Annotated in this window: 12 protein-coding genes; 8 read left to right on the top strand and 4 right to left on the bottom strand. The window is 42.2% G+C overall.

Annotation, left to right across the window (positions count from 1 at the left end):
- Positions 1-8: 8 nt before the first annotated feature.
- From MKY10_RS13830 to ade, 3 genes are all read left to right on the top strand, one after another.
- Positions 9-836 carry a gamma-glutamylcyclotransferase gene (locus MKY10_RS13830; protein WP_003232330.1) on the top strand — a complete coding sequence of 276 codons (828 nt, stop codon included), beginning with the start codon at positions 9-11 and terminating at the stop codon, positions 834-836.
- Positions 837-898: 62 nt separating this feature from the next.
- Positions 899-1,564, top strand: a complete 666-nt coding sequence (gene ktrC / locus MKY10_RS13825; protein WP_003222311.1) for a Ktr system potassium transporter KtrC — start codon at positions 899-901, stop codon at positions 1,562-1,564.
- A gap of 154 nt (positions 1,565-1,718) precedes the next feature.
- Positions 1,719-3,452 carry an adenine deaminase gene (ade, locus tag MKY10_RS13820; protein ID WP_003245362.1) on the top strand — a complete coding sequence of 578 codons (1,734 nt, stop codon included), beginning with the start codon at positions 1,719-1,721 and terminating at the stop codon, positions 3,450-3,452.
- A 33-nt stretch (positions 3,453-3,485) separates the two neighbouring features.
- Here the strand turns inward: ade and rnjA are convergent, their stop codons facing one another.
- Positions 3,486-5,153 carry a ribonuclease J1 gene (gene rnjA, locus MKY10_RS13815; protein ID WP_003245660.1) on the bottom strand — a complete coding sequence of 556 codons (1,668 nt, stop codon included), beginning with the start codon at positions 5,151-5,153 and terminating at the stop codon, positions 3,486-3,488.
- 5 nt (positions 5,154-5,158) lie between these two features.
- The gene (gene rnpZA / locus MKY10_RS13810) at positions 5,159-5,368 is read right to left on the bottom strand and encodes an RNA polymerase subunit omega 1 (protein WP_003222303.1); all 210 of its coding nucleotides are present in this window, start codon (positions 5,366-5,368) and stop codon (positions 5,159-5,161) included.
- Between the two features lie 385 nt (positions 5,369-5,753).
- Between rnpZA and MKY10_RS13805 the strand changes: the two genes are divergently transcribed.
- Positions 5,754-6,527, top strand: coding sequence for a Cof-type HAD-IIB family hydrolase (locus MKY10_RS13805; protein ID WP_003245153.1), 774 nt, complete (start codon positions 5,754-5,756; stop codon positions 6,525-6,527).
- 35 nt (positions 6,528-6,562) lie between these two features.
- On the opposite strand, the gene def is transcribed toward MKY10_RS13805, so the two are convergent.
- A complete protein-coding gene (def, locus tag MKY10_RS13800; protein ID WP_003245474.1) occupies positions 6,563-7,117 on the bottom strand; it encodes a peptide deformylase in 555 nt (184 codons plus the stop codon).
- A 109-nt stretch (positions 7,118-7,226) separates the two neighbouring features.
- Entirely contained in the window at positions 7,227-7,385 is a 159-nt protein-coding gene (locus tag MKY10_RS13795) for a YjcZ family sporulation protein (RefSeq protein ID WP_003232317.1), read from the bottom strand.
- Between the two features lie 213 nt (positions 7,386-7,598).
- On the opposite strand from MKY10_RS13795, the gene MKY10_RS13790 reads away from it, so the two are divergent.
- The 4 genes from MKY10_RS13790 to pdhC all read left to right on the top strand — a co-directional run bounded on the left by MKY10_RS13790 (position 7,599) and on the right by pdhC (position 12,233).
- Positions 7,599-8,270 (top strand): YkyA family protein, encoded by a 672-nt coding sequence (locus tag MKY10_RS13790; RefSeq protein WP_009967146.1) that lies wholly within the window; start codon positions 7,599-7,601, stop codon positions 8,268-8,270.
- 423 nt (positions 8,271-8,693) lie between these two features.
- Positions 8,694-9,809 carry a pyruvate dehydrogenase (acetyl-transferring) E1 component subunit alpha gene (pdhA, locus tag MKY10_RS13785; RefSeq protein ID WP_003222294.1) on the top strand — a complete coding sequence of 372 codons (1,116 nt, stop codon included), beginning with the start codon at positions 8,694-8,696 and terminating at the stop codon, positions 9,807-9,809.
- A gap of 3 nt (positions 9,810-9,812) precedes the next feature.
- The gene (pdhB, locus tag MKY10_RS13780; RefSeq protein WP_003232313.1) at positions 9,813-10,790 is read left to right on the top strand and encodes a pyruvate dehydrogenase complex E1 component subunit beta; all 978 of its coding nucleotides are present in this window, start codon (positions 9,813-9,815) and stop codon (positions 10,788-10,790) included.
- 114 nt (positions 10,791-10,904) lie between these two features.
- Positions 10,905-12,233: a pyruvate dehydrogenase complex dihydrolipoyllysine-residue acetyltransferase gene (gene pdhC, locus MKY10_RS13775; RefSeq protein WP_003232311.1), complete on the top strand. Its 1,329-nt coding sequence runs from the start codon at positions 10,905-10,907 to the stop codon at positions 12,231-12,233.
- Position 12,234: the final 1 nt, after the last annotated feature.

The following is a 12,234-nucleotide window of genomic DNA, read 5'->3' as shown; positions in this document are numbered from 1 at the left end:
AAAATAAAGTGAACTCGCTTCTGTTTGTATACGGGACATTAAGAAAGCATGAAAAAAACCATCATTTGCTGGCACAATCGGCATGTATCAATGAGCAGGCGAGAACAAAGGGAAGTTTGTTTGCTGCAAAAGAGGAGCCCACAGCTGTTTTAAATAGTGAAGGCTATATATACGGCGAAGTATATGAAGCAGATGAATTGTGTATACATAAGCTCGATCAATTTTTTCAAGGATATCATAAACAAACGGTGTTTGTAGAAACGGATGTCGGGATTAAAAATGCGCTTATTTATTTTATGAACAAAGACGGGTGTGCCGGTTTTACGAAAATAAGCAGCGGCGACTGGAAAGAACATCAGATGATCAGCAAATCGAAAAATCCCATTTATTATTTTGCCTACGGATCATGCATGGATAATGCCCGCTTTCAAAAAGCGGGAGTCGATCACTATTTTCAAGATCCAGTAGGAAGAGGTGTTTTAAAAGGATACACAACTCGCTTCACGCTAAAAAGGGATGACGGTTCAAGAGCGGACATGTTGGAAGACGGAGGAACAACAGAAGGCGTTTTATACCGTATTCCTTATTCTGCTCTCTCCTATCTATATAAAAGGGAGGGTGTCGAATCTCTTACGTATCGGCCGGCATTTGTAGACGTTGAAGCTGGCGGAAGGCACTACAAAGACTGCTTAACCTTTCTCGTCCTCCAAAAAGAAGCGGAAATTGCCCCGCCTCAGCACTATCAGATTGAAATCGAACGCGGAGCGGAGCTGTATTTGTCGCCTGAGTTTACTGAAAAGCTCAAGCGGCATATGAATTCGCTGCCAAAAGGATAACACTGTAACAAAAGAATATGATAAAATTTGATCAATATCATGTCATATAAAGGAGCACCACGATGAAAAAAGAATTTGCGGTAATTGGGCTGGGCCGTTTTGGTGGCAGTATTTGCAAAGCATTAAGCGAAGAAGGCGTCGAGGTTATGGCAATGGATATCGATGAAGATAAAGTCAACGAGTATGCCAAGATTGCATCTCACGCAGTTATCGGTGATTCGACAGACGAATCTGTCCTGAAAAATTTAGGCCTGCGAAATTTTGACCACGTTATTGTAGCAATCGGGGAAAATATTCAAGCGAGTATTTTAACGACACTCATTCTGAAAGAACTTGGCGTCCATACGATTACAGTTAAAGCGCAGAACGATTATCACGAAAAAGTGCTGTCTAAAATTGGTGCGGATCACATCGTCCACCCGGAACGCGATATGGCAAAACGAATTGCGCATAATATCGTGTCCAACAATGTACTTGACTATTTGGAGCTGTCTGAAGAGCATAGTCTTGTTGAAATCGTAGCTAACAGCCGCCTGGCTGGAAATACGCTTCTCGATTTAGATATTCGCGCAAAATACGGTATTAACATCGTAGCCATAAAAAGGGGCAAGGAAGTCATCGTATCACCGCTTGCAACCGAAGTCATCCACCAAGAAGATATACTCATTGTTATTGGATCAGTTACAGACATCTCCCGTTTCGAAAAAAGAGTTCTTCATACAAAATAGCAGCCAAATAAGCCGTCCTCAAAGGGCGGTTTTTCATATTATCAGAATATAACAACTTTAATGAACTGAGCGTCAATTTCTTAAAATTTCATTGACTAAGCACAGGCGTTCCGATAGCATATTGTACCATATAATAAAAAAAGGAGGGGCCTATTTGAATAAAGAAGCGCTAGTCAATAGGCTGAATGCTTCAGCCAAAAGACAAAAAGCTGATATCGTCATTAAAAACGGAAAAATCATGGACGTATATAATCAAGAATGGATATATGAAGATATTGCGATTACAGATGGAGTTATTGTAGGCCTCGGTGAGTATGAAGGCGAAAATATCATTGATGCAGAGGGACAAATGATTGTTCCGGGTTTTATTGATGGACATGTACATATTGAGTCGTCAATGGTTACACCGATTGAGTTCGCTAAAGCAGTGTTGCCTCATGGCGTGACGACGGTTGTTACAGATCCGCATGAGATCGCGAATGTGTCTGGTGAAAAAGGGATTGAGTTTATGCTTGAACAAGCTCGGCATACACCGCTGAATATCCATTTTATGCTTCCTTCCAGTGTGCCTGCCGCAAGTTTTGAGCGATCAGGCGCAATTCTCAAAGCTGCCGATCTCAAGCCTTTTTATGAAGAAGAAGAAGTATTAGGGCTGGCTGAAGTTATGGATTATGTGTCGGTTCAGCAGGCTGAAAAAGACATGGTTCAGAAACTGCTTGATGCCCGTGTGGCAGGAAAAAGGATAGACGGTCATTTAGCTGGTTTATCAACAGACCTCATTAACATTTACAGAACCGCATTTGTCTTAAACGACCATGAAGTAACATCGAAGGAAGAAGCCCTTGATCGTATCAGAAGGGGCATGTATGTCATGATGCGTGAAGGATCAGTCGCCAAAAACACGCTCAATGTGCTGCCGGCGGTGAATGAAAAGAACGCACGCCGGTTCTTTTTCTGTACGGATGATAAGCATGTGGATGATTTATTGTCAGAGGGAAGTGTAAACCATCAGGTGAAAATGGCGATTCAAGCCGGACTTAATCCGTTTTTAGCCTATCAGCTAGGAAGCCTCAATGCAGCCGAATGCTACGGATTAGATACAAAGGGAGCGATTGCCCCGGGTTTTGACGCTGATTTGCTTTTTGTATCTGATCTGGAAAATGTCACTGTCACAATGACGATGGTAAAAGGGCAGACTGTTGCTGAAGACAGCAAAGCGGTCTATCAGGATCATGCTTCAACTGCAGCACCAGATCAGGCACTGCTTGATTCTGTTAAGCTTGCTGCTCCTCTTAACAAACAGGATTTTCATATGCCAATCGATTCAGAGCAGCAGATCAATGTCATTCAAATCATACCAAATCAGCTTGAAACACGATTAGTACAAGTTCCGGCTCCTGTTGCCCGCGAATTTGAGCCTGACACTGAGCTTGATTTGTTAAAGATTGCAGTTGTCGAGCGGCATAAAGGATTAAAAGAAACCGGACTTGGTGTTGTGAAAGGTTTTGGATTCAAGAGCGGAGCGATTGCCACAACCATTTCACACGACTCCCATAATATTATTGCCGTCGGAACGAATGATGAGGATATCGCGGCGGCAGTTAATAAGCTGCAGGAAATTGGCGGAGGATTAACAATTATAAAAAATGGGGAAGAGCTCCATTCAGTACCGCTGCCGATTGCAGGGTTATTATCCGACCAATCTGCAGAGCAAGTGAATCAAAGCTTGCTGACGCTTCATGATAAATTGTCGTTAATCGGTTTCACAGGCGGATTTAATCCATTTTTGACATTGTCGTTTTTAGCGTTGCCTGTCATTCCTGATATTAAAATGACGACTACGGGATTATTCGATGTAAAATCATTTCAACACATATCACTGCAATAAAAAGAGGCACTCCCTTAGGGAGTGCCTCTTTTTTTAAACCTCCATAATGATCGGCAGGATCATTGGACGGCGCTTTGTTTTTTCGTACAAGAAAGGTGCAAGCGTGTCTGTAATTTCGTTTTTGATTTCAGACCATTGAGTCGTTTTTCGTTCCATTACTTTTTGTAAGTGATTTGAAATGAGCTCTTGAGCGTCGTTGATCAAGTCACCAGATTCTCTCATGTACACAAATCCTCTGGAAATCAAATCAGGACCCGCTGAAATCTTGAAGTCGTCCATGTCAATGCTGACAACAACGATGACAAGTCCTTCTTCAGAGAGAATTCTGCGATCACGAAGTACGATATTGCCAATATCACCGATACCGCTTCCGTCAATGTACACTGAACCGGACGGGATTTTTCCTGCAACTGAAGCCTCATCGCCTTTAAGTGCTAATACTTCACCATTATCCATGATAAAGCAGTTTTCCTCTGGGATGCCACAATCTGTTGCAAGTTTGACATGCATCTTTTGCATTCTGTACTCACCGTGAATCGGCATGAAGAATTTAGGCTTGATTAAACGAAGCATCAGCTTCTGTTCTTCCTGTCCGCCGTGACCGGATGTATGGATATCGTTAAGAGGGCCGTGAATAACCTCAGCACCCGCACGATACAGCTGGTTGATTGTTCGACTCACGCTGATTGTGTTGCCTGGGATAGGGGATGAAGAAAATACGACTGTATCCCCAGGATTGATTGAAATTTGGCGGTGTGTGCCGTTTGCAATTCTTGATAACGCCGCCATTGGTTCCCCTTGGCTTCCTGTACATAAAATTGTTACTTTATTAGCAGGCATACGATTGATTTCGTTATGCTCAATAAACGTATTTTTAGGACAGTTAATATAACCGAGTGTCTGTCCAATTTCGATAGCCGATTCCATACTGCGTCCAAATACGGCAACTTTTCTTCCATTTTGTACAGCAGCTTCAATTACCTGCTGCAAGCGGTGAATATTCGACGCAAATGTGGCGAAGATAATTCGGCCGTCCACCTTGCGGAAAATGTCATGAATGCTTTCTCCTACACGGCGCTCAGACATGGTAAACTCCGGATTTTCACTGTTTGTGCTGTCTGAAAGAAGGCACAAAACGCCTTCTTTACCGATTTCGGCCATTTTCGTTAAGTTTGCCGGCTCGCCGACTGGAGTAAAGTCGAATTTGAAATCCCCAGTATGTACGATGTTTCCGGGCGGCGTTTTTACAACAATGCCGTAGGAATCCGGAATACTGTGTGTTGTTCTGAAGAATGACACAGCCGTTTTGCGGAACTTTACAATATCATCCTCGCCGATAATGTTCAGTTTCGTCTGTCTCAATAATCCATGCTCTTCAAGTTTATTCCGAAGTAAGCCGATCGCGAGTTTTCCGCCGTATACAGGAATATTCACTTGTCTGAGCAGGTATGGAATACCGCCGATGTGGTCTTCGTGCCCGTGGGTGATAAAAAGCCCTTTAATTTTATCTTCGTTTTTGACTAAATACGTATAATCAGGGATGACGTAGTCAATTCCGAGCAGTTCGTCCTCGGGAAACTTGATCCCCGCATCAATCAGTACAATTTCATCCTGGAATTGCACCGCGTACGTATTTTTACCGATTTCGCCCAAACCTCCGAGGGCGAAAACAGCAGTCTGATCATTTTTTACAAATTTCATACCGCTCATAACTCCAATACTTTAAAATTTTCGCTCTGTTGTTCATATTCTAAGAATGCACCATCAACAGGTGTAATAAACTCAATATTAAATTTCTTTTCTTTCAGCTTTGTTCTGACGTCACGCTCAGATACGCCTTCAATATAAAGTGAATCTGTCTTTTCCCGAACAGGTACTTCGTCAGCCTTCTCTTGATAAAATACCTTATAAATCATTCCAAATCTCTCCTTAAATGCCGTATGTTAGACTCGCTCATTCTATTATATTCGAAAACGGAATATAAGGAAAGCCTTGAGCAAAATAAGGATCTCTCAAAAAGTGAAAGATCCCTTGTCAGGCAATTGCTTTCTTACGGAGCATTCCGTTCCATTGTCTTCTGAGTTTCTTTCTTAATTTACGCAGCATTAGCCAGTCCCTCCTTTAATGAAAAATTTGTCCCAGAGTTCTTTTATACAAATAGTATACGGAGATTGAGGAAGACTTTTCGTGGTTATTAATGGAATTTAATATGATTTTTGAACGAAATTGTTTGCTGAATGACAATCTTTTTGTATGATGAGGGTGGGAATTGCAGACCAAGACGATAAAGGGGAAGTTGCGATGGATTCTAAATTAATCTTTTTTGATATTGACGGCACAATATATGATCATGATAAGAATATACCGGAAAGTACGAGAAAAACCGTGGCGGAGCTTCAGCGCCAAGGGCATCATGTGTTTATTGCCAGCGGCCGGTCTCCATTTTTGGTTAAGCCGATTTTGGAGGAGCTGGGCATCCACTCATTTATTTCCTACAATGGACAGTTTGTTGTCTTTGAAAATCAAGTGATTTATAAAAATCCGCTGCCTGAAAATGCAATCAGGCGATTATTAAAGCAGGCGGATGAAGGCAAGCATCCTGTTGTGTTTATGGCTGAGGACACGATGAAAGCGACTGTTGCGGATCACCCCCATGTTCTCGAGGGAATCGGCAGCCTTAAAACAGATTATCCAGAGACCGATGACCTTTTTTATGAAGGAAAAGAAATTTTTCAGCTTCTTTTATTTTGTCAGGATGAAGAAGAAAAAGCTTATGCCGCTTTTCCTGAGTTTGATCTAGTTCGCTGGCATGAGCTATCGACTGATGTTCTGCCGCACGGAGGTTCGAAGGCAGAAGGAATCAAAAAAGTGATTGAGCGTCTTCCGTTTGATATCGGCGATACATATGCTTTCGGCGACGGATTAAATGATTTGCAAATGATTGAATACGTTGGGACAGGCGTTGCTATGGGAAATGCTGTTCCCGAACTGAAAGAAATCGCGGACTTTGTAACAAAACCGGTGGACGAGGATGGAATTGCATACGCTGTCAAAGAATTGGGCCTTTTAAAATAAAGAAACGGCTGGCATTGTGCCAGCCGTTTTCTCTTTTAGCGCTCAATTGCGATTGCATTTTCAGGTTCTTTGAAAGGATTTTCCTTATCAATATGATCATAGAACATAACGCCGTTCAAATGATCGATCTCATGCTGAAACACAATAGCCGGAAATCCTTTTAAACGAATATCAATATTTTCGCCTTCTAGTGTTGTTCCTTTTACTCTGATGCGAGCATAGCGGGGAACATAACCGGGAATCGCTTCATCCACAGAGAGGCAGCCCTCGCCGCTTGTTAAGTAGCTTTTTTCAACTGAATGGCTGACGATCTTAGGATTAAACAGAGCATAGCTGTATAATTTACCGGAAGCATCTTCCGCATGAACGGCGATCATTCGTTTTTTGATATTAATTTGAGGAGCTGCGAGTCCTACGCCAGGGCGCAGCTTGTATTTTTCGGCTAATTCTGGATTTTGGCTGTTTTTAACAAATTCGATCATGTCGGCCAGCTGCTGTTTTTCTGCATCAGTTGGAGGCAGCTCAACAGGTTCGGCAGTCTCTCTGAGGGCTGGATGGCCGTCACGTACGATGTTTTCCATAGTAATCAAGAAACTTCACTCCTAAAGCTTAATATGTAAATTATATCGGATTTCTTCACAAAGGTGCAACGAAACGAATGACCAGCCGTATATGGCTGGTCAATTTCATGCTGTGTGGTTAGCAACAGCCTCCACCTAAATAAGCAGCTCCGACAATGATTAACAGAATGAATAAAACAACGATTAGCGCAAAGGTGCGGCCGTAGCCATATCCGCAGCCACCATATCCGTAACCACCATAACTGCAGCAGCCTCCGCCGTAACCATATCCATACATATTACATAACCTCCTCTTTTAATTACGCCAGAGCCTTTATAAGTAGGCATAGCGTCTAATATAACCTATGTAAAAACAAAAAAGTTGTATGGTCATCTGTCCTGATTTTTCACTTTTTTGATTTAATTTCAGTATTGCATTTATACAGCACGGCTATTGCCAAATGTCCCCATGGATTCTATAGTAGAAATTGTCAAGATTGGGGGATTTAACGTGAAAGACGCTATAAAACGGCGGCCTGGAATCAAGATCGGAGCTTTTTGTGCCATGGCACTGATATTAACAGGATGCATGGGACAGGACCCGGTTGATTCACTTCATCATTCATTAGAAAAAGCCGCGGAATCGGAAAAGCCGTTTCAAGAAGAACAAAACACACTCAAAGAATTAGAGGCCAAAGAAAATCAGCTTTACGATAGTGTTATGAAGCTCAATATGGATGATTATAAAAAAATTGTTGCTTTATCTAATAAGGCGCTTGAAAATGTCAGCAAGCGCGAAGAACACCTAAAGCTTGAAAATGACAGCATGAAAAAATCGGAAACAGAATTTGAGGAAGCAAAAACGTCAGCGGAACATATTAAGGAAAAAGACATAAAAGAAAAGGCCGATGCCGCAGCAAACCATATGGAGAAAAGATATACATCATATGGCACTATGTATAAAGAGTATAAAAAAGCGCTTGAGCTTAATAAAAAACTGTATATGCAGCTGAAAGACAAAGATTTGACAAGAGATGATCTGGATCAGCAGATCGATAAAGTCAATGCTTCTTATGAAAAGATCCTTAAATATAGCGGAGAATTTAATGAACAAACCGAAAAATATAATAAAGCCCGGGAAGATTTATATGACGCTGCAGGCTATCGTGTGAAAAAGAGCTGACTCGATCAGCTCTTTTTTTGAATGAAATGCGATTCGGATTTCGTTCAAAATTTTCATTTCTATTGTAGTACAGCATAGTAAGGTATACTAGTACAGTTTTGGGTGCGGTTGGCATCTGTTTTTTTGATGAAAATGTAAAGCGAATACATTTATTGAAAATCAGCGATGAAAACGATTGACGGTTCTTCTTTATTTGGTGTAAACTAATCCATGTTAAGCGGTGTTGTATTAGTTTTTTACAACTTCGAAATAATACAGTTCAAAGCAGAGTGTAACTATCCTACATAAAAGGTTTTGGCAAACTGGGGATCGGCTAAAATATAATACGACTTACTGCTGATACTTTAGGGTACCCTAAGTTTGTATGTATAAAAGGAATGCACGTCTAATGACTGTTTAAAAGAAAGGAAGAGGTGACTTAGTATGGCTGCAAAAACGAAAAAAGCTATCGTTGACAGTAAGAAGCAATTTGATGCCATTAAAAAGCAGTTCGAAACGTTCCAAATTTTAAATGAAAAGGGAGAAGTCGTGAATGAAGCGGCGATGCCTGATTTAACTGATGATCAATTAAAAGAGCTAATGCGCCGCATGGTATTTACGCGTGTGCTTGACCAACGCTCTATCTCATTAAACCGTCAAGGACGTCTCGGATTTTACGCTCCTACTGCGGGTCAAGAAGCTTCTCAGATTGCAACGCATTTCGCGCTTGAAAAAGAAGACTTTGTTCTTCCTGGATACCGTGATGTGCCTCAGTTAATTTGGCACGGCCTTCCATTATATCAAGCGTTTCTTTTCTCTCGCGGACATTTCAGAGGAAACCAAATGCCTGATGATGTGAATGCCCTTTCTCCACAAATCATTATCGGTGCTCAATACATTCAAACTGCCGGTGTTGCGCTAGGTCTTAAAAAACGCGGTAAGAAAGCTGTCGCAATCACTTACACTGGTGACGGCGGAGCTTCTCAAGGGGACTTCTACGAAGGAATTAACTTTGCCGGAGCTTATAAAGCACCTGCAATCTTCGTGGTGCAAAACAACCGTTACGCGATTTCAACTCCTGTTGAAAAACAATCTGCAGCTGAAACAATTGCACAAAAAGCTGTAGCTGCCGGTATTGTCGGCGTACAAGTAGACGGAATGGATCCGCTTGCTGTATACGCAGCAACTGCTGAAGCACGCGAGCGCGCAATCAACGGCGAAGGTCCAACACTAATTGAAACACTTACATTCCGTTATGGCCCGCACACAATGGCTGGTGACGATCCTACTAAATATCGTACAAAAGAAATCGAAAATGAGTGGGAACAAAAAGATCCGCTTGTACGTTTCCGTGCGTTCCTTGAAAACAAAGGCTTATGGTCTGAAGAAGAAGAAGCAAAAGTGATTGAGGATGCGAAAGAAGAAATTAAGCAAGCGATCAAAAAAGCTGATGCTGAACCGAAGCAAAAAGTAACTGATTTAATGAAAATCATGTACGAAAAAATGCCTCACAACCTTGAGGAGCAATTTGAAATTTATACACAGAAGGAGTCGAAGTAAGCCATGGCGCAAATGACAATGATTCAAGCAATCACGGATGCGTTACGCACAGAACTGAAAAATGACGAAAATGTCTTAGTTTTCGGAGAAGACGTTGGTGTAAACGGCGGCGTATTCCGTGCGACAGAAGGATTGCAAAAAGAATTCGGTGAAGACCGTGTGTTTGACACGCCACTTGCTGAATCTGGTATCGGCGGTCTTGCCCTTGGTTTAGGCTTAAACGGCTTCCGTCCGGTAATGGAAATCCAATTCTTCGGATTTGTTTATGAAGTAATGGATTCAGTTTCTGGCCAAATGGCTCGTATGCGCTACCGTTCTGGCGGACGCTGGACTTCACCTGTAACAATTCGTTCTCCATTCGGCGGCGGTGTTCATACTCCTGAACTTCACGCTGACAGCTTGGAAGGTCTTGTTGCACAACAGCCTGGTATCAAAGTTGTTATTCCATCAACTCCTTACGATGCCAAAGGACTTTTAATTTCTGCGATCAGAGACAATGATCCTGTTGTCTTCTTAGAGCATATGAAGCTTTACCGTTCTTTCCGTCAGGAAGTTCCTGAAGAAGAATACACAATTGAGCTTGGAAAAGCTGACGTGAAACGTGAAGGTACTGATCTTTCAATCATCACTTACGGCGCAATGGTTCATGAATCATTAAAAGCTGCTGATGAGCTTGAAAAAGACGGCATTTCTGCTGAAGTTGTCGACCTTCGTACAGTAAGCCCACTTGATATCGATACAATTATCGCCTCTGTAGAAAAAACAGGACGTGCGATTGTCGTTCAAGAGGCACAAAAACAAGCCGGTATTGCTGCAAACGTAGTAGCAGAAATTAATGACCGTGCGATCCTGAGCTTGGAAGCACCTGTACTTCGCGTTGCAGCGCCAGATACAGTATTTCCTTTCTCTCAAGCGGAGAGCGTATGGCTTCCAAACCATAAAGACGTTCTTGAAACAGCAAGAAAAGTGCTTGAATTTTAATCAAACTGCATAATCGAGAGGGAAGATGAACGTTTTCCCTCTATTATATATCTGTTTTCAATGCTTACGATGTAAACTTTAAAATTGCTTAATCAAACTAGGAGGTCGAGAACTGTGGCATTTGAATTTAAACTTCCAGATATCGGGGAAGGTATCCACGAAGGCGAAATCGTAAAATGGTTTGTCAAGCCTAACGACGAGGTAGACGAAGATGATGTACTGGCTGAAGTCCAAAATGATAAAGCAGTAGTAGAAATTCCTTCACCTGTTAAAGGAAAAGTATTAGAATTAAAAGTTGAAGAGGGAACGGTTGCAACTGTTGGACAAACGATTATTACGTTTGATGCACCTGGTTACGAAGATCTTCAATTTAAAGGCAGCGACGAGTCTGACGATGCGAAAACTGAAGCACAAGTTCAGTCAACTGCAGAAGCTGGACAAGACGTTGCGAAAGAAGAGCAAGCTCAAGAGCCTGCAAAAGCTACTGGCGCAGGACAGCAGGATCAAGCTGAAGTTGACCCGAACAAACGCGTGATCGCTATGCCTTCCGTACGTAAATATGCACGTGAAAAAGGTGTAGACATCCGTAAGGTTACTGGTTCAGGCAACAACGGACGTGTTGTAAAAGAAGATATCGACAGCTTTGTAAACGGAGGAGCGCAAGAAGCTGCACCGCAAGAAACAGCTGCACCACAAGAAACAGCTGCTAAACCGGCTGCTGCACCAGCTCCAGAGGGCGAATTCCCAGAAACACGCGAAAAAATGAGCGGTATCCGTAAAGCAATTGCAAAAGCGATGGTTAACTCTAAACACACTGCTCCTCACGTAACGTTAATGGACGAAGTGGACGTAACAAACCTTGTTGCACATCGTAAACAGTTCAAACAGGTTGCTGCTGATCAAGGAATCAAGCTGACTTACTTGCCTTACGTTGTAAAAGCTCTTACATCTGCACTGAAAAAATTCCCTGTTTTAAACACGTCAATTGACGATAAAACAGATGAAGTCATCCAAAAACATTACTTCAACATCGGTATCGCTGCTGACACTGAAAAAGGCTTGCTTGTACCGGTTGTGAAAAATGCAGATCGTAAATCTGTCTTTGAAATTTCTGATGAAATCAATGGCCTTGCAACAAAAGCTCGTGAAGGCAAGCTTGCTCCAGCTGAAATGAAAGGCGCATCTTGCACAATTACAAACATCGGTTCTGCCGGCGGACAATGGTTCACTCCGGTTATCAACCATCCAGAAGTTGCGATTCTTGGTATCGGACGCATTGCAGAAAAAGCGATTGTTCGTGATGGCGAAATCGTAGCAGCTCCAGTCTTAGCTCTTTCTCTCAGCTTCGACCACCGTATGATCGACGGAGCAACTGCGCAAAATGCATTAAATCACATCAAGCGTTTACTGAACGATCCACAATTAATTTTAATGGAGGCGTAAT

This window comes from Bacillus sp. FSL P4-0290 (assembly GCF_037975435.1).
In the GTDB taxonomy this organism is placed as follows: Bacteria; Bacillota; Bacilli; order Bacillales; family Bacillaceae; genus Bacillus; species Bacillus subtilis.
The sequence above is the reverse complement of the archived record's forward strand: the minus strand, read 5'-3'. Positions and strand labels throughout refer to the sequence as shown.

Bases quoted from the DNA above. Each gene is read 5' to 3' on its own strand.
- ktrC (WP_003222311.1), top strand. From the start codon at position 899: ATGAAAAAAGAATTTGCGGTAATTGGGCTGGGCCGTTTTGGTGGCAGT.
- rnjA (WP_003245660.1), bottom strand. From the start codon at position 5,153: ATGAAATTTGTAAAAAATGATCAGACTGCTGTTTTCGCCCTCGGAGGT.
- rnpZA (WP_003222303.1), bottom strand. From the start codon at position 5,368: ATGATTTATAAGGTATTTTATCAAGAGAAGGCTGACGAAGTACCTGTT.
- MKY10_RS13805 (WP_003245153.1), top strand. From the start codon at position 5,754: ATGGATTCTAAATTAATCTTTTTTGATATTGACGGCACAATATATGAT.
- MKY10_RS13795 (WP_003232317.1), bottom strand. From the start codon at position 7,385: ATGTATGGATATGGTTACGGCGGAGGCTGCTGCAGTTATGGTGGTTAC.
- pdhA (WP_003222294.1), top strand. From the start codon at position 8,694: ATGGCTGCAAAAACGAAAAAAGCTATCGTTGACAGTAAGAAGCAATTT.
- pdhB (WP_003232313.1), top strand. From the start codon at position 9,813: ATGGCGCAAATGACAATGATTCAAGCAATCACGGATGCGTTACGCACA.